General features: G+C 33.6%; 13 protein-coding genes. 6 read left to right on the top strand and 7 right to left on the bottom strand.

The annotated features are described in order from the left end of the window. Positions 1 to 42: 42 nt before the first annotated feature. The 4 genes from J0383_RS13535 (at position 43) to J0383_RS13520 (ending at position 4,337) form a co-directional block, all read left to right on the top strand. Positions 43 to 1,575, top strand: coding sequence for a serine hydrolase (locus tag J0383_RS13535; RefSeq protein ID WP_207294573.1), 1,533 nt, complete (start codon positions 43 to 45; stop codon positions 1,573 to 1,575). A 22-nt stretch (positions 1,576 to 1,597) separates the two neighbouring features. Then, positions 1,598 to 2,065 carry a nuclear transport factor 2 family protein gene (locus J0383_RS13530; RefSeq protein WP_239023072.1) on the top strand — a complete coding sequence of 156 codons (468 nt, stop codon included), beginning with the start codon at positions 1,598 to 1,600 and terminating at the stop codon, positions 2,063 to 2,065. A gap of 213 nt (positions 2,066 to 2,278) precedes the next feature. Then, a complete protein-coding gene (locus tag J0383_RS13525) occupies positions 2,279 to 3,742 on the top strand; it encodes a serine hydrolase domain-containing protein (protein WP_207294571.1) in 1,464 nt (487 codons plus the stop codon). A gap of 151 nt (positions 3,743 to 3,893) precedes the next feature. Further along, positions 3,894 to 4,337 (top strand): hypothetical protein, encoded by a 444-nt coding sequence (locus tag J0383_RS13520; RefSeq protein ID WP_207294570.1) that lies wholly within the window; start codon positions 3,894 to 3,896, stop codon positions 4,335 to 4,337. Positions 4,338 to 4,430: 93 nt separating this feature from the next. On the opposite strand, the gene J0383_RS13515 is transcribed toward J0383_RS13520, so the two are convergent. Continuing rightward, on the bottom strand, positions 4,431 to 6,821 hold the full coding sequence (locus J0383_RS13515) for a penicillin acylase family protein (protein ID WP_207294569.1): 2,391 nt from the start codon (positions 6,819 to 6,821) through the stop codon (positions 4,431 to 4,433). A gap of 118 nt (positions 6,822 to 6,939) precedes the next feature. Here J0383_RS13515 and J0383_RS13510 point away from each other — a divergent pair, with 118 nt between their 5' ends. Then, positions 6,940 to 8,496, top strand: coding sequence for a hypothetical protein (locus J0383_RS13510; RefSeq protein ID WP_207294568.1), 1,557 nt, complete (start codon positions 6,940 to 6,942; stop codon positions 8,494 to 8,496). Positions 8,497 to 8,721: 225 nt separating this feature from the next. Further along, a complete protein-coding gene (locus J0383_RS13505) occupies positions 8,722 to 10,533 on the top strand; it encodes a hypothetical protein (protein ID WP_207294567.1) in 1,812 nt (603 codons plus the stop codon). Between the two features lie 63 nt (positions 10,534 to 10,596). On the opposite strand, the gene J0383_RS13500 is transcribed toward J0383_RS13505, so the two are convergent. The 6 genes from J0383_RS13500 to J0383_RS13475 all read right to left on the bottom strand — a co-directional run bounded on the left by J0383_RS13500 (position 10,597) and on the right by J0383_RS13475 (position 17,918). After that, positions 10,597 to 11,034, bottom strand: a complete 438-nt coding sequence (locus tag J0383_RS13500) for a YMGG-like glycine zipper-containing protein (protein WP_207294566.1) — start codon at positions 11,032 to 11,034, stop codon at positions 10,597 to 10,599. A 514-nt stretch (positions 11,035 to 11,548) separates the two neighbouring features. Then, positions 11,549 to 12,823, bottom strand: a complete 1,275-nt coding sequence (gene kynU / locus J0383_RS13495) for a kynureninase (protein ID WP_207294565.1) — start codon at positions 12,821 to 12,823, stop codon at positions 11,549 to 11,551. Between the two features lie 494 nt (positions 12,824 to 13,317). Further along, complete coding sequence (gene queA / locus J0383_RS13490) at positions 13,318 to 14,367, bottom strand: tRNA preQ1(34) S-adenosylmethionine ribosyltransferase-isomerase QueA (protein WP_207294564.1); 1,050 nt, start codon at positions 14,365 to 14,367, stop codon at positions 13,318 to 13,320. Positions 14,368 to 14,792: 425 nt separating this feature from the next. Further along, complete coding sequence (gene aroA, locus J0383_RS13485) at positions 14,793 to 16,022, bottom strand: 3-phosphoshikimate 1-carboxyvinyltransferase (protein WP_207294563.1); 1,230 nt, start codon at positions 16,020 to 16,022, stop codon at positions 14,793 to 14,795. Between the two features lie 112 nt (positions 16,023 to 16,134). Further along, on the bottom strand, positions 16,135 to 16,461 hold the full coding sequence (locus J0383_RS13480) for a nucleotide pyrophosphohydrolase (protein ID WP_127340449.1): 327 nt from the start codon (positions 16,459 to 16,461) through the stop codon (positions 16,135 to 16,137). Between the two features lie 2 nt (positions 16,462 to 16,463). After that, positions 16,464 to 17,918, bottom strand: a complete 1,455-nt coding sequence (locus J0383_RS13475; RefSeq protein ID WP_239023071.1) for a hypothetical protein — start codon at positions 17,916 to 17,918, stop codon at positions 16,464 to 16,466. Between the last annotated feature and the right edge of the window lie 61 nt (positions 17,919 to 17,979).

Here is a 17,979-nt window from a genome sequence, read left to right as displayed (position 1 = left end):
TACTACTATTGCAAAATCATTAATCATCAATCAATCATCAAAATGAAAATTATCGATCAAATTTTTCAGTTAAAATTAGTTCTAACTGGAATTCTATTGTTTCTTGTACAAATTGGATTCTCGCAGGAAACCCAAAATTCAGAATTGTATAAAACGATTATGTCGCGCGACAGCCTGCTGTTTACTATTGGTTTTAATACCTGCGACTTTTCTCAATTCGAAAACTTATTCAGCGATCAGCTAGAATTTTATCATGATAAAGGCGGATTATCAAATAAAGCTGAATTTCTACAGACTTTTAAAAGCGGATTATGCGGTTCTCCGGACACTTATAGATCCAGAAGAGAATTAGTTGCAGGAAGCACCAAAATTTATCCGCTATATAATAAAGGTGTTTTATATGGTGCGATACAAGAAGGAATTCATTTGTTTTATGAAACTACTACAGCAAAAGGCCAGCCGTTATTAAAACAAAATGAAAAATTAGTCGGCAAAGCCAAGTTTAATCATTTGTGGATTTTAGAAAATAATGTCTGGAAGTTAAAACGATCCTTGAGTTATGATCACGAAGCCACAAATACAACTGAAGCGCGTTCGGGACTTTTTGACGATGATACCGAAACGGAAAAATGGCTCAAAGAAAACAATGTTCCAACTTTAGGTCTTGGCATTATTGCAGAAGGAAAACTAAAACAAGTTAAAGTATTCGGCAAATTAAAAAGAGAAGTTCCTGCTCCTTATAATACACTTTGGAATGTGGCTTCGTTAACCAAACCCGTTACAGCTATTGTAGCTTTAAAATTAGTCAGTCAAGGAAAATGGAATCTAGATGAACCACTTTATAAATACTGGACAGATCCCGATATTGCGCAAGACCCGAATCATAAATTGTTAACGACAAGAATTATTCTAAGCCATCAGACTGGTTTTCCGAACTGGAGGTATTTTAATGAATCTGGAAAACTCGATTTTAAATTTAAACCAGGAACGCAATATCAATATTCGGGCGAAGGCTTAGAATATCTGCGAAAAGCACTTGAAAAGAAATTCCACAAAACATTGGACCAACTGGCTTCAGAATTGATTTTTGAACCTTTAAAAATGAACGATACACAATTAATCTGGAATGATAAAATTGATCTTTCGAGATATGCTGTTAACTATGACAACAATGGAAATGCTTACGAGCCAACCAAAAATAAAACGGCAAATGCTGCCGATGATTTAATAACTACAATTGAAGATTACAGCACTTTTTTATGCAGTGTTATGAGCAGCGAAGGCTTAAGTAAAAAAGTTTTTGATGATATGATTTCGCATCAGGTCCAGACAAAAAAGGATAAATATTTTGGTTTAGGTTTCGAAATCTATGATTTAGGAAACAACAATTATGCACTTTCACACGGCGGCGCCGATAAAGGAGTTCAGACCATTTTTTTCCTTTTACCAAAAACCAAACAAGGTCTTGTTATTTTTACGAATGTTGACGATGGCTATAAAGTTTACGAGAAAGCAGTTCAGCATTATTTAGGAGAAGATGGAAACAAAATAATTTCTATCGAAACGAATAAATAGTAACCTGTAAATTATGGTACCGATGATAAATACTTTAGTGCTGTTTATGTTATTTTTAAGCAGACAGGCATCTGCTTACGTAAAACATGAAAATGTAAAAAACAATCTTTTACATGCTGAAATAATCGAAATGGACACTTTGCTTTTTGATGTTGCTTTTAATCAATATGATGCCGCAGCTTTTCGAAGAATAATTAGTGAGGATGTCGAATTCTACGATGATCGTTATGGATTAAATGTTTCCAATGACAATAAAATAAAATCGTTGATTGGAAAACATACAAGATCACAAAAAGTAACCCGAAAACTAAATTCATGCACAATTGATAAATTAGGTGACTTTGGCGCCGTACAGCTTGGCGAGCACACTTTTTATTCGAATGATATTCCGCAAGTCAAAGGAAAGTTTATACATATATGGGAACGTAAAAACAAAGACTGGAAATTAAAACGAGTTGTGAGTTATGAACACAAACCTTTTGAGCCATAATTATTATGAAATGAAGAAAAAATGAAAAAAGTTAATAGATTGTGAAACCAAATCTAAAATCAATCGTCTAACAATTTGTAAGCATTCATTTATTCAAGTAAAAAAAATCGTACTTTCGGTTTAATATTCTGAATATCTTCATGTTAACAAGTTTCAGTCATCAATCAAAAAACGATCATTTCATTAATCTTAACCCCATAATAATCAATCATTATGAAAAAATCAATCAAACTAATTGCATTCTGTTTCGTACTGCAGTTTTTTACTTTTACTGTTTCTGCACAGGATAAAGCACAGAAAATCGAACAGCTTTTAAGCAAATACAACGAGTACGGACAATTTAACGGTTCGGCTCTTGTAGCAGAAAACGGAAAAGTTATTTTTAAAAAAGGTTTTGGTTCTGCCAATATGGAATGGAATATTCCAAACCAGCCTGACACGAAATTCAGATTGGGTTCTATCACCAAACAATTCACGGCACTTTTAATTGTAAAATTAGCCGAAGAAGGAAAAATAAAACTAGATGCTCCTGTGACCACTTACTTACCGGATTATCCAAAAGAAAACGGCGATAAAATTACGATTCATCACTTACTGACGCATACATCGGGAATTCCAAATTACACCAATGCACCAAACTTCTTAAAAGAGAAAGCCAGAAATCCTTATACCCCTGCCGATTTTGTAAAAACATTTTCAAGTCTGCCACTTGATTTTAAACCAGGCGAAAAATTCAATTACAGTAATTCTGGATATTTTTTATTGGGTTATATTATTGAAAAAATCACAGGAAAAACGTATGAGCAATATTTACAAGAAACCATTTTTACGCCGTTAAAAATGGTGAATTCCGGTTTCGACCACAGCGATGTGATTTTAAAAAACCGAGCTGCGGGTTATGAAAAAAATGGAAAAAAAATTGTGAATGCAGCTTATCTGGATATGAGTATTCCGTATGCCGCAGGATCTTTATATTCAACTGTAGAAGATTTGTATTTATGGGATCAGGCACTTTACACAAAAAAACTGCTTTCTGAAAAATCCATGGAATCTTTATTTAAACCTTATATCAAGGCATGGGGAGATGAATCGTATGGTTACGGATGGTCTGTTGAAGATATTAACAATGGCGATAAGGGGAAACTAAAAATTATTGAACATGGCGGTGGTATAAACGGATTCAACACGATTATTTCACGCATTCCTGCAGATAAAAATCTGGTAGTTTTATTAAACAATACAGGCGGAACTGTTTTAGGAGAAATGAATGCTGCAATTCGTTCCATTTTGTACAATCAACCTTTTGACCAGCCTAAAAGGTCATTAGCGCTTGAAATTTTTGATGTATTTTCAGAAAAAGGAACAGCAGCAGGTTTAGAGAGCTACAAAAAATTAAAAAACGATCCGACTTATGGCATTAAAGAAGGAGAGATCAACCAAATTGGATATCAATTGCTGCAGAATGGAAAGAAGAAAGAAGCAATCGAAGTTTTCAAAATAAACGTAGAAACTTTCCCAAAATCAGGAAATGTTTACGATAGTTTAGGGGAAGCGTATTTGGCAGACGGCGATAAAAAATTAGCCATAGCAAATTATTCAAAATCGGTTGAACTAGATCCTTCCAACCAAAGCGGTAAAAAAGTACTGGATGAACTTTTAAAAAATAAAGCGAAGTAATTTTTAGAAAATGCTTAAAATTCAGCTCCGATAAAATAGATTTCATATCTGTTTTATCGGAGTTTTTTTTGTTACAACTTGTAACAGTAAAAATCATCTGATTTATTCTAAAAATAGTATTTTAGCCCTACCCAAAACAAATCAAAAACCTATGAAAAATCTAAAAAACTACAGTTTCATTGCTGTATTGTTCTGTCTTTTTGTTTCTACAAAATCTTTATCGCAAAACACGCATCCTGCAATGCCTTCACAGCAAAATAAAATTATTGTAGATAAAATTGTCGAAGCTGCACATTACAAAACGTATGTAATTGATTTTTGTGTGGCTAAAATAAATGAGGCTTCTGCCAAGGAAAAATGGAACGAACAAAAAGCAATGGAAATCACACAAAGCATTAATTACAAGAATTTCAGAGACGCAATTTATAACAGCTTTGTTGTATTTGACGAAGTAGAATTGGAAACGCTGTTAAAAGCCTACGAAAAAGATCCGGCTTATCAAACCAATAATGTTATGACAAATAATAAAGTGCTTATTAATAACTTGAATATTTTCGCAAATGATATTGTAAAGGGGAAATATGTTTCTAAGTAAAGGTGCTAAAATGCTAAGGTTCTAAGGAACAAAGGTTCAAAGGTTTTTATCTAAAAACTTTGAACCTTTTTATTTTATGACTTTGAACAAAAATTATTTCTTCGGTTTAAAAACCAATTTTGTAGAAGTTTTAATGATTTCGTCTTTATTCAATTTCATTTTTCTGAATTTGCCAGCGTTATACATTTCCGCTTGATCGTGGTAATGTTTGCTGAATGGATTTCCAGATTGTCCCGTTGGTAAAATGCTCCAGCTGTTTTCGATATCTGAGAAATCAACAATTCTTCTCGTCGATGGTCCGCCTTTTACATAATATTTTCCTTCATTCGTTAAACCGAAAAACAGATTATTAATCACTTCATTTGATCCCGGAGATTCAAAAGGGCCAACATTAAATAAACCACGAAGCGCGGCCACTTTTCCTAGCGGATGTTCGTGTTCTACGGTATGAACAGTTCCCCATTTCCAATCAGTAATTGTGGTGCCTAATTGTTCCTGAAGTGCTTTAACCGTTTCATGAAATGATTTTGTAACAATCTCTTTTCTGGTTTCTTTTACATTTTTTGTTTTGATATTATCCCACCAAACTGAATTTTCATTTTTAATCTGACGAGCAATAACTTGTTTCCCAAGAGAAATTCCTAAAAACAAATTGAAATTATCTTCGCCCATTTCATCTTCAAATGTATTTTTCAGATATAAGTAAATCCATTTATTATAAATCGTTGGCGCAACATCTTCTAAATTAGACGTTCCTTTCCATGATTTTAAAACTGAAACAGCTTCTTTTTCTTTTGCAGAAATAGCATTCAAATCAATATTCGAAATCAAATCTTTTACAACCCCAACTGCAACATCCGAAGTATTATCGTAAATCATTTTACTGATCGCTTCTTTATCCCAATCTGATTTAGCGTCCATCAAACCAGAAATTCTCTTGGCGCGGTCTTCAGGCAGATAATATCCCGGATATAAATATCCATTATCAATCGCTTCCGGCTGATTATTGGCAGAATAAACGTAACCCCATTTCGGATTTTCGGCTGATGGATTTTTTTCAAAATCTAAATATTCGGCAATGTCTTCTTTTCCGCTTGCACCGTCTAAAATCAAATGCGAATTCACGCCTTTATTATGTTTGTATAATTTTCCGCTTGCCCACCAGCCCACATTTCCTTTCGCATCGCCGTACATTACATTCAATCCCGGCGCAGCAATTAAAGCAACTGCTTTTTTAAAATCTTCTTTATTTTGAGCATGCGAAAGTCCGTAAGCCGCATCGAGAATTTGAATTGGCTCTCGAGTATACGTCCATGACATCGCAATCGGATTTTTCCTGTCCAAACGTTCCAAGAGATCGTTCATCACTGGACCGTGTCGGGTTGTTTTTATAGTCAGAACAACATCCGAAGTATCTTTAACTTTTATTGTCTTTTTAATAATCTCGTATTTTGCAAAACCTTCCGGAGTTTGATATTGGCTTGCATCTCCTGCTTTATTTTTCTCTTGATAAAAATCAATATCATCATTTTCAAACATTGTCAATCCATATGCATAATCACGATTGTGTGCCAATAATGGAAACGGAGTTCCCGCCAGATAACAACCATACAACTCATGTTTTGGTGTAATTAAATGTGCTTCGTACCAAGTTCCCGGCTGCGAAAACCCAATATGCGGATCATTAGCAAAAATTACTTTCCCGCTTTTCGTTTTTTGAGGACCCGCCACCCAGCTGTTACTTCCCACAAATGGCGGAATTGGTGATTGGTCTAACAAAGCCGCTACTGATTTTGAAATTGCTGCATAATCCTCTGCATTTTCTTTTGAGATTTTAATTCGTGTGGTATTGAATTCGCTTTCAATTCCAAGATCTTTCAAATAAGCATCTCCGTATTTATTTTTGATGTCTGTCAATAAGGGATCTGTTTTTTGAGCCATCGCAAAACTGAAAGACATATACCCAAAAATATTATAAACGTCTTTTATCGTAAATTTTTCTTTTTTTACTCCAACCAAAGTAAATTCAATCGGTGTAACTCCTTCTTCTAAATACTGATTAATTCCGTCTAAATACGCTTGCGTTAATTGATAGCTTGGACCATTTTTATCTAATTGGGCAATGGCTTTCGCCGAAGCTTCTTCAATACCAATTCCAGCAAAAAAATTATCATTTTTAAGGGCTACAGATCCGAAGATTTCAGACAAACGTCCCGGTGCAATTCTGCGGAGTAATTCCATCTGCCATAATCTTTCCTGCGCATGCACATAACCCAAAGCTGTCATCGCATCTTTTTCAGAATCGGCATAAATATGAGGAACACCAAAATCATCAAAATAAACGGTGGTTTCTGCCTGAAGGTTTTTCAGTTGTAGTTCTCCTTCGTATTTAGGTTTCAAATGAAAAATGTAACCACATAAACCAATTCCAGCAATAACAATAAGGATAACTAAAACAAGCAGGATTTTTTTAAGCTTTTTCATATTACGCAGCAAGTATAAATAATGAAGTTTTTAAAATGATATAAAGAAATCGCAGAATAATGTAAAAATCATTCTTTTTTAAAAGTCTAAATTTATGTATTTAAAATTAATACTATAAATGTCAATCTATAAAAAAATAGCAATCGGAGTAATTTCTCTTTTTATTTTAGTGATTTTAGCAAATGTTGGCTTGAATTACTGGATCAAAAAACAGCTTCCGATTATTATTCACGAAAAAAACAAAACGGCATATAATATTAATTACGAAAAAATTGAAGTTTCTCTCTTATCCAGAAATATCTACGCCCAGACTTTATTGGTTAATCCGAAAAACGAACCGAAAGACAGCAAAAATGGGCTTTTTACCAAAATAGAATCCATTACCATCAAACATTTTAATATTTGGGATCTTGCTTTTCGCGATATTATTCAGGCCGAAAGCATCATCATTAATAGACCTCGAGTTATTTTATATAAAAAAGGGGAAAAACTGATCAATAACAGCAAAAGCATCAAAAATGAAATTGTGGAACCATTTCGCAAAATCGTGGGCGTTTCGAATATTTATCTGAATGACGGAACAGTTGATGTGGTTTCACTTGATACTCAAAAACCCATTTTCAGTGTCAAAAAAATCATTTTAAAACTGGAAGGTATTTTAATTACCGATGCTACTTTAAAAGAAAAAATTCCAATTCAATATAAAACGTATGCTTTAGTCATTGACAGCTTGTTTTACAGGCCAAGTGCTTTTTATCATATTAATATTGGAAAAATCAGCACCGAGAAAAATTTCTTAAAAATCAATAGTTTTTCAAATCTCCCTCAATTTACCAGACCAGAATTTGTAAAGCGTTTAGAAAAAGAAAAGGATATTTATTCCCTTAAATTTGATTCGGCACAAGTAGCCAAAATGGATTGGGGTTTTAAAAATGACCGCTTTTATTTCAAAGCAAATTCATTAGTGATCAATCATTTTGATGCCAATATTTATCGTGGAAAAATGCCAAAAGATGATTTAAGCAAAAAATATTTGTACAATCATTTATTACGAAACCTGAAATTTCCGCTTCAGATTGATACGTTACAGGTTTTAAAATCGAAATTGGTATATGAAGAAGAAGTTGATTTTTCGAAAGGTCCTGGAGTTTTAACTTTTGATAAATTCAATTTGCAAGCCACGAATCTTCGAAGTGGTTTTGGATTGAAAAAAACGAACGATGTAAAAATCAAAGTCAAATGCATTTTCATGAAAGAATCTCCTCTTGATGTTGATTGGAATTTTAATGTTCTCGACAAAAAAGACAGTTTTCATATTCAAGGCGTGATTTCGAATTTTAATGTTAATGCGATGACACGATTCAGTAAACCATATATGAACGCTACTTTTACAGGAACTTTCCATAAATACCGATTTAATTTTTATGGAAATGATGATGTTTCAAAAGGAAATGCTTCTCTGGATTATGACGATCTTAAAGTCAAATTATACAAAAAGAAAAATCCTGAAAAAGAAGCGAAACTCAAAAGTGCTGTTGTCAATTTATTTGTAAAAGACGATTCAAAAGACAAAACCAAAACAGCCGATGTAGAATTGGAACGCATTCAGGAAAAATCATTCTACAACTTTTTATGGCGTAATATCGCCGAATCTTTGAAGAAGATTTTGATTTGATTTTTTTTTCCACTACCACCCGAGCGGTAGCGAAATGGCGAAGCAATTCACGAATTTTACTTTTAGAATTTATGTAATTTGAATTAAAAAATCACAAAGATTTGAGCTAATTCGTGAATTCGTGGCTGAAAAAAATTATACTCAACCCTTTACGAACCTGACAATTATCAGGTTTTGCACAAAAATATTTTTTTTCATTTGTCTTTATTTTAATCTGAAAAACAAATGACAAAAACACCCTTACACACTTTTCATATCCCTGTAATGGGGCTTGCTTATACCATTGACAGCCCAATAAGAGTGGCGCAGTACGGTATTTCGTCTGTTGTTGCTCTTGCAGATGACGATTTAATTGAGAAGATGCGTAATTTCTACAGCACTAAATTCAATTTTCCATACGAAGAAATCACTCAGAAATTTCATGATTATCGTGCCGAAAGAATTACCTCGTATTTAAATTTAGTTGATAAAATCGTTAAAGAAAAATTCGAAAGCTTTAAAGCAGAATTAGCAGAAAGCAAAACAGCTGTTGAAAATTTTATGGCGATGTTACCAAATACTTCTGATATTAAAAAAGGATTTCAAAATTTGCTCGATGACGGAATTGCCTTTAAAGAGAACATTCAGCAGTATATTGAATCGCATCTTTTTCCGGGAGAAATTGACGTAAATATCATGACAAAATTGGATAAAGATAATTTTGTCAAAAACGAACCGCTTCCTATCGAATTCAACGACGCTCATGCGGCTTTACGAGGTTTTGCCAATAGTAATTTAGAATCTTCCGTTGTCCTTTCGGCCGGAATGAATCCGAGATTGTTTGGTTACTTTGAAAACTTCAAAGATTTTTTTCCAAACGAAAATAACGAGCTTAAAAAGAAAATCATTTTAAAAGTCAGCGATTTTAGATCGGCAATGATTCAGGGAAATTTCTTAGCCAAAAAAGGGCTTTGGGTCTCAGAATACCGAATTGAATCAGGATTGAACTGCGGCGGCCACGCTTTTGCCACCGACGGACTGCTATTAGGCGCTATTTTAGAGGAATTCAAGCAGAAAAAAGAACAACTAGTACAATCGGCTCACGATTTAATGATTAAAGCTTTAGAGGCAAAAAATCAGCATTTCCCAGAAAACCCTCTTGAATTGAAAATTACCGTTCAAGGCGGTGTTGGAACGGCAGAGGAACATGAGTTTTTATTAGATGAATATAAAGTAGATTCTGTAGGCTGGGGTTCTCCATTTTTATTAGTTCCGGAAGCGACTTCTGTAGACCAAGAAACCCGTAATTTATTGATGAATGCCAAAGAAGATGATTTTTACTTAAGCAACATTTCGCCATTGGGAGTTCCGTTTAACACTTTACGAGGTACAAGTAATGAATTCTTAAAACAAAAGCGCATTCAGGAAAATAAAGCCGGAAGTTCTTGTCCGAAAAAATTCTTAGCATTAAGCAAAGAATACGATCCACACGGAATTTGCACGGCATCTAAAAAATATCAGGATATAAAACTGGAAGATTTAGAATCTAAAAAAGACACTTTATCTCCAGAAGAATTTGAAAAGGGCAAAATCAAAATCACTGAGAAATCGTGTTTGTGTGTTGGTCTAGCAAATGCTTCTTATCTTGAAAACGATATAACCATAAAAGGTCAGGCGCAGGGAGTTGTGATTTGTCCGGGACCAAATCTCGCGTATTTTGATCATGAAGTTTCTTTGAAAGAAATGTTAGCACATATTTATCAAGGAAAATCGGTTTTAAGAACCAATGATCGTCCAAACTTATTTGTAAAAGAATTGAAAATGTATGTGGATTATTTCCGAAATGAAATTGAAAACATTTCTGGAGAAATCACATCTAATCAAATTAAAAAATGGAATTCTTTTAAAGCTAATATTTTAGAAGGAATTGAATACTATCAAAATCTATTTTCATCCACTTTTTATTTTAAGAATGATGAAGAAAAAATCAAAACGCAATTTAATTTTTATAAATCAGAATTAAACGCAATTCAGATTCCAAGACTCGAAGTAGCCTAAAAGCAAAATGCCGATTTAGATTTTCTAAATCGGCATTTTTTATTTATTTCTAGAATTAAAAATTTATTCTTTCTTTTTCTTGCTGTCAATAATAGCACCTGTTCCGGCACCTACTCCAGCTCCGGCTAATCCACCTATGATGGCTCCTTCGCCTTTTTTCTTACTGACAATTGCTCCAGTTGCAGCACCCACTCCGGCACCAATTACAGCACCTTTAGCCGTTGAACTCCATCCTTTCTTTTTTGTCGTAGTTGTAGTTGCAGCAGTTGTTCCATTTGCCTGCTGATGTACAACAACTACTTTTTCTTTTTGAGATTCAACTTGCTGTTGCTCTTTTATCTTAGCCATTTCAGTTTTCATTGAATCGATTATACGCTGTTTATTAATCTCAACTTTCATTGAATCAATACTGGCTTGTTTGGCTTTACTTATATTCTCTTTACTTTGATTTTGACAAGAAGTTAAGAGTATCGCTGCTAATAAAATATATAAGCCTTTCATGATCATCATATTTTAAATTATACACTACAAAATACGACATATCTGGCATATAGGTTGTTACAGAATTTTTTAGAAAATTTATAAAATTAAAATCTCATTGTTTTTTTGCTCCTAAAGTTATCTGGAAGTAAATACAAAGCTTTTAAATTTTGAATTGCCTACAGCTTTAGCTGGAGATTATTGAAATATAATAGAAAGGCTTTAGCCAAACTATCATTTGGGCTAAAGCCTTTTTGAGCCAATTTTAAATCCTCCAGCTAAAGCTGGAGGCAATTCAATTAAAAGAGCCTTTGGCTCAATCTATATTGTAGGGCCGGATTTCAATCCGGTTGTTTTATAACGTTTACAATATTAAAGATCCGTAGGATCGAAACATATTTTTATGCATCGTTCCCACGGAACTCAATGTATGATGTCAATTTTTTATTCAACGGATTAAAATCCGTTGCTACAATATTGAGACATTCCTAACGGAATTTTTTTTAAAAACTTTGCGATTCTGCGAGAGTAATATCTATTTCCCTAAAATTCCTTTTTTCAGAATTTGTCCAAAATCGTACATATCTTCATAAGAACAATACAAAGGAACTGGTGCCAGACGAATAACATTTGGTTCTCTCCAATCTGTAATTACGCCATTTTTCATCAAATAGTCAAATAATGCTCTTCCTTCTCCGTGTAAAAAGACGGATAATTGCGAAGCTCTTTCTGCTGGATTTGAAGGTGTAATTATTTCGAAATTTCCTTTTACTTCTTTATCAATTTCATGAAGAATAAATTCGAGATAAGACGTAATATGATCTCGTTTTGTAATTAAAGCATCCATTCCAACTTCAGCAAACATTTCAACTGAAGCTAAATAAGGTGCTAAAGAAAGCACTGGAAGATTGCTAATCTGCCATCCGTCTGCACCATGAACGGGATCAAAATTTGGTTCCATTTTAAAACGACGTTCTTTATTATGTCCCCACCATCCTGCAAATCTTGGCAGATCAGAATTGTGATGTTTTTCGTGAACGAAACATCCCGAAGCATTTCCTGGTCCAGAATTCATGTATTTGTAACTACACCAAGCAGCGAAATCGACATTCCAATCGTGAAGTTCTAACTTGATGTTTCCAGCAGCGTGTGCTAAATCCCACCCTACTTTTGCTCCTGCTCTTTGTCCGGCTGCCGTTATGGTTTTAATGTCAAAAACTTGTCCGGTATAATAGTTTACACCGCCAATTAAAACCAAAGCCAGTTCATCGCCCACTTCTTCGATTTTTGCTAAAACATCTTCCAGGCGAATATTGTGTTCTCCTTCTCTACGTTTGATTTCTATAATGGCATCTTCAGGTTTATACCCGTGAAAATTCACCTGACTTTGAAACATATATTGATCTGATGGAAAAGCTTTTTCTTCGCAGATAATTTTATAACGTGTTTTAGTTGGCTGATAAAAAGAAACCATCAACAAGTGAAGATTCACAGTCAACGTATTCATAACAGTAACTTCTGATGGAAGTGCTCCCACAATTTTACTCAATGGTTCTGCAAATCTTTCTTGATAATCCCACCAAGGCTTTTCGGCATAAAAATGACCTTCAACTGCCAGTTCAGCCCAGTCATTCATTACTTCGTCTATGTATGCTTTGGTACGTTTTGGCTGTAAGCCTAAAGAATTTCCTGTGAAGTAAATTACTCGTTTGTCGTTTACTTTCGGAAAAATGAACTGGTCTTGATAATGATTTAATGGATCTTTCGAATCTAGCTCTCGTGCAAATTCGCGTGTATTTTGAAAAGTCATTGTTTTTTGTTTTGATTGCTAAAATAACAAATTTTGTTTGTTTTGTTTGAAGTTTCAGGTTTCAAGTTTCATGTTGATAATCTGTGCGTGATTTACTGCAAAGTTCGCTAAGATTTGTTATTAAGGTTAACGTTTACAAACGCTAAGTTCGCAAAGCTTTGTCTTAAAAACATTTTTGCAAGCTCTAGATAAAACATAGCCAAGATTTCAACCTTGGAGACGTATCGTATCCCAATCTTTGTGTACCAAGGTTGAAACCTTGGGCTATGTTCTGAATAAATTGCGAATTGATATATAAAAAGTTAGCCACAGATTAAAGGAATTTTTTAAATCTATGGTAATCTGCATAATCTCTTGCTAAATGAAATCTTTGCGAACTTTGTGATAAAAAATTTCACAACTAATGTAAAACTTGAAACGTTAAACCATTTAAAAACAGAAAACCCGACAGTTCTAAAAAACTATCGGGTTATTATATTGAAAATTAATTCCGATTAAAGAATTAACATCGCATCTCCGTAAGAATAGAATTTGTATCCTTCTTTGATTGCTTCTTCGTATGCTCTTTTCATTAAATCATGTCCACAGAAAGCAGAAATCATCATTAATAAGGTTGATTTTGGTGTGTGGAAGTTTGTAATCATACAGTTTGCAATACTGAAATCGTGAGGAGGGAAAATAAATTTATTTGTCCATCCTTCATAAGGATTTAAAGTATTAGCAGAAGAAACAGAACTTTCAATTGCACGCATAGAAGTTGTTCCAACTGCGCAAATACGTTTTTTCTTTGCTTTTCCTTCGTTTACAATATCACAAGCTTTTTGAGTAATGATTAATTCCTCAGAATCCATTTTGTGTTTCGATAAATCTTCTACCTCAACTGGGTTGAAAGTTCCTAAACCAACGTGTAAAGTTACCTCAGCAAAGTTCACTCCTTTGATTTCTAATTTTTTCAAAAGGTGTTTTGAGAAGTGTAAACCGGCAGTTGGTGCGGCTACAGCTCCTTCTTCTTTTGCATAGATCGTTTGGTATCTTTCAGCATCTTCAGGAGTAACGTCTCTGTTGATGTATTTAGGAATTGGAGTTTCTCCAAGTTCTGTTAATTTGTTTCTGAATTCTTCGTAAGATCCATCATATAAGAAACGTAATGTTCTACCACGAGAAGTTGTATTGTCGATTACCTCAGCAACTAACGAATCGTCGTCACCAAAATAAAGTTTGTTACCAATACGGATTTTTCTAGCCGGATCTACTAAAACGTCCCAAAGTCTTTGCTCAGAATTTAATTCTCTTAATAAGAAAACTTCAATTCTAGCTCCAGTTTTTTCTTTGTTTCCGTACAAACGTGCAGGGAAAACTTTTGTATTATTAAGAATTAAAACGTCTCCGTCATCAAAATAGTTGATAACGTCTTTAAACATTTTATGTTCGATAGTTTGAGTTTTACGGTCAATTACCATTAAACGAGATTCATCTCTATTTTCTGCTGGAAATTCAGCCAAAAGTTCTTTTGGTAAATTGAAATTGAAGTGTGATAATTTCATATTTGAATTATTGATTTTAGAGTGTAGATTTTAGATTTATGTACCTAAAATTTTAAATCGGATGCAAATATACGATTGTGAGACAGGCGTTGTCAAGTGTTTTGGCGTTTATTTTCAAAAGTCCTTGATTTACCAAGCTTTCAGATTGATTTAAAAATAAATTCTTTAAGTCAATTTTAACTTTTTTTGTGTTATTTCAACTAAAGGGAAAAATCACACTAGGAACTCTACAAAATATATTGCCAATCTTTGTCGAGCTTCTTACGTGGTCTTCGACTTCGCTCAGACTGACAAACTTTACGATTATACTAAATGGCTATCCATAAAAAAAACCTCTGGTTGAAACCAGAGGCTATCATTTTTTCGTCATGAATTCACGAATTATTATTTTAAAATTAAATTCGTGAATTCGTGGCTATCTTATTTTACAATTCTGAGATTTGGAAATTCAAAGCTTTTAAATCGTTCCAGAAATCTGGATATGATTTCGAAACTACTCCAGCATCTTCAATAATAATTGGCACTTTAATCGCTAATGGTGCAAATGCCATTGCCATACGGTGGTCATTGTAGGTTCCAATTTTTACATCGTGGTTTATTTTCTTAGATTTCACTAAAGTCAAGCTGTCGTTAGTAACAGAAATATTTGCTCCTAATTTTGTCAGCTCGGTTTTTAAAGCTTCGAGTCGGTCTGTTTCTTTAATTTTTAAAGTATGAAGGCCTGTTAAATGACATCCAATTCCTAAACCTAAACAAGTTACAACGATTGTCTGCGCAATATCTGGTGTATTGTTCAAATCGAAATTTACATCTTGATAATTGAATCCTGCCACTTTTTCCAAAGTCATTTTATTGTTTTGGAAAGTCGTCTTTACACCCATTTTTGCATAGAGAGAAACTAACTCAGAATCTCCTTGAAGACTATTTTCTTTATAACTGCTCAACGTGATTTTTGCAGCATCAGACAAAGCTACGAGACTAAAGAAATATGAAGCCGAACTCCAATCAGATTCAACCACCATTTCTTTTGATGCAACTGCTTCTTTAGGATACACTTTGATGATATTTCCTTCAAAACTGGTTTGAATATCCAAATCATTAAGCAAAGCCAAAGTCATTTTGATATACGGAATGGAAGTAATTTCTCCTTCTAAAGTCAGTTCTAAACCATTTTCTAATTTAGAAGCGACTAATAAAAGTGCCGAAATATATTGACTGCTTACATTTGCTGCCAAGGTTACTTTAGAAGCGGTAACTTTTTTCCCTTTGATTCGAATTGGCGGATAACCTTCTTCTTTTTCATACGAGATCTCAACTCCAAGTTGTCTTAACGTATCGACCAAAATTTTAATAGGACGCTCTTGCATTCTGCTTGAACCTGTCATTACCACTTCTCTTCCTTCGTTTACAGCAAAATAAGCTGTTAAAAAACGCATTGCAGTTCCTGCGTGATGAATATCTACAATTTCGTCGTTTCCAATTAATGCTTTCTGCATTACTTCGCTGTCATCTGAGTTTGAAGTATTGGCTAAAGTAATATTTGGAAATAATGCTTTTAGTAATAATAAACGGTTCGTTTCGCTTTTTGAACCTGTAATATTTAGTTGCGAATCATCAATTGTGAATGTTGAATTCGTCGTTAATTTTAAATTCATTTTTTTAATTGTAAGTTGTGAATTATGAATTATGAATGATTAGAAAAATAATTCAGCCCCGCAATTTACCACTCCTCATGCGTAAATCAAAATTCACGCTTAAATTTCACAATTATTTCAATTTATCGTTGTTTTTGTGACGATCTTTATCTCTAACTGATTTTAAGTCCATTTTTTTATCAAAAGCGGCTTGTAAATCGATTCCGGTTTGGTTGGCTAAACATAAAACTACGAAAACAACATCTGCTAATTCTTCCCCTAAATCTTTGTTTTTATCACTTTCTTTTTCAGATTGTTCTCCATAACGACGTGCAATAATTCTAGCAACTTCTCCCACTTCTTCAGTAAGTTGTGCCATATTGGTTAATTCGTTAAAGTAACGAACTCCGTGTTCTTTGATCCAGTTATCGACATCAAGCTGTGCATTTTTCAAATCCATGATTATATTTTTTTAAGGACAATTTTTTGATTTTGACTGGCAGTAACTTTTTGAAAGACATCTTTCAATGTTTGATACTCCTCAGCTGCAAAAATACTATTGTTAATGTCTTTTGTACAGTTTATTTGGATTTTCTTTCCTTCGGCAAAAAAGTTAAGAAGGTATACAATCCCTTTATCTTCAGTAGCAATTTTCATAGGGACTGGCAGTGATTCTACTGTATAACCGTTTGGAATTTCAAGTGTTATATTATATTTTTCTTGATTTTTATATCCAAAATATACGGGCATTATTCTTTTTTCCTGATTAAACGGATTTTTTGTTCGGGTAAAGAAAAGTAATGGATTTACAAAAATTTTATCTCCAATAATATCCGACTGATTATTTGATGCAAATGAAAAAGTCTCGATGATAGGATCTTTTAAATTTGATTTTTGGTTTTCGATACGATAATTTGAAATGTTTAAATCGCCCAGTTCGGTTTCAAATTTTTCCAAATAATTTTCTTGGTTTTTGGCATTATTTTCCACTCTGAATCGGTATGCATCATAATCTGTACGCAGAATTCTCGCTTGTCCGTTCATTTTTCCTCCGTTATCAATGGAAACCATCAAATTAAAATTCTCCTTTGATGGAATTGACGGTTCTAAATCTATCTCTATAGAAGTTCCGTCATTTTTTATAAGTCTACCTTTCCAATTCAAAACATTTAATGGCAGAATATTCGGAGATGTAAATTTATGTGTTGCATCTAACAAAATTTGCTTACCATCAATTTCGGCGGCTGCGATGACATAATTAAATCCTGTTCTGGTAGGATAAACCGGTAATCCATTTTCGATTGTGCTGACTAAGACTGGATTTGCTTCTACACCCGCAAGGCGCAACATGCTGATTAAAATAAAATTAATCTCGGCTACATTTCCTGTTTGATCTTTGTATGCTTTTATAACGCCTTTATCTGTATAATAACTTCTTGTTTCATCCCAGTTCATTCTATTTTGAACGTAGGTAAAAACAAGATTGAGTCTTTCATTGAAAGATTCCACATTCCCAACTAAACGTTTTACATCTTCAACTAAAAAGCTTTTTTCGCTGAGCTGTTTTCCAAAATCTTCATCCTTAAAAATCGTTTTGGCTACACCTTCCCATGTTAAGGCATAATCTTTAACAGGTTGGTCAGGCATACGTACTCTTTCCAATTCGTGCTTTATAGTTCCTTTATAGTTTTCAATATTATTAACATAAGGTTCTTCTGTTAAAGCAGGAATATTTTTTCCCGAATAAAAAGATTCTATTTGTTTGTAATAAAGCGTATTCGTTTGGTTGTGTTCATTTTCAAAATTCTGGCTTGCGTTCTTAAATTTCGAATCGGTTTCAAGGGGAATTCCTCCATTTAAAATTGGTTTGTAGATGTAATATTCGGGAAGTTCTGTTTTATAATAAAAGTAGTTCACCGGAATTTCGTACTGAACGTCGAAATCCGGGAACTTTACAATATTTTCAGATTTAAGAATG

It is taken from the genome of Flavobacterium endoglycinae, assembly GCF_017352115.1.
Lineage (GTDB): Bacteria > Bacteroidota > Bacteroidia > Flavobacteriales > Flavobacteriaceae > Flavobacterium > Flavobacterium endoglycinae.
Note: the sequence above shows the minus strand (reverse complement) of the source record. Positions and strands in the feature narration are given on the sequence as shown.

Excerpts from the sequence above, each read along its gene's own strand:
- J0383_RS13480 (WP_127340449.1), bottom strand. The coding sequence starts at position 16,461 with ATGGATTTGAAAAATGCACAGCTTGATGTCGATAACTGGATCAAAGAA.
- J0383_RS13500 (WP_207294566.1), bottom strand. The coding sequence starts at position 11,034 with ATGAAAGGCTTATATATTTTATTAGCAGCGATACTCTTAACTTCTTGT.
- aroA (WP_207294563.1), bottom strand. The coding sequence starts at position 16,022 with ATGAATTTAAAATTAACGACGAATTCAACATTCACAATTGATGATTCG.
- J0383_RS13510 (WP_207294568.1), top strand. The coding sequence starts at position 6,940 with ATGTCAATCTATAAAAAAATAGCAATCGGAGTAATTTCTCTTTTTATT.
- J0383_RS13520 (WP_207294570.1), top strand. The coding sequence starts at position 3,894 with ATGAAAAATCTAAAAAACTACAGTTTCATTGCTGTATTGTTCTGTCTT.
- J0383_RS13505 (WP_207294567.1), top strand. The coding sequence starts at position 8,722 with ATGACAAAAACACCCTTACACACTTTTCATATCCCTGTAATGGGGCTT.
- J0383_RS13530 (WP_239023072.1), top strand. The coding sequence starts at position 1,598 with ATGATAAATACTTTAGTGCTGTTTATGTTATTTTTAAGCAGACAGGCA.
- J0383_RS13535 (WP_207294573.1), top strand. The coding sequence starts at position 43 with ATGAAAATTATCGATCAAATTTTTCAGTTAAAATTAGTTCTAACTGGA.
- J0383_RS13525 (WP_207294571.1), top strand. The coding sequence starts at position 2,279 with ATGAAAAAATCAATCAAACTAATTGCATTCTGTTTCGTACTGCAGTTT.
- J0383_RS13515 (WP_207294569.1), bottom strand. The coding sequence starts at position 6,821 with ATGAAAAAGCTTAAAAAAATCCTGCTTGTTTTAGTTATCCTTATTGTT.
- kynU (WP_207294565.1), bottom strand. The coding sequence starts at position 12,823 with ATGACTTTTCAAAATACACGCGAATTTGCACGAGAGCTAGATTCGAAA.
- queA (WP_207294564.1), bottom strand. The coding sequence starts at position 14,367 with ATGAAATTATCACACTTCAATTTCAATTTACCAAAAGAACTTTTGGCT.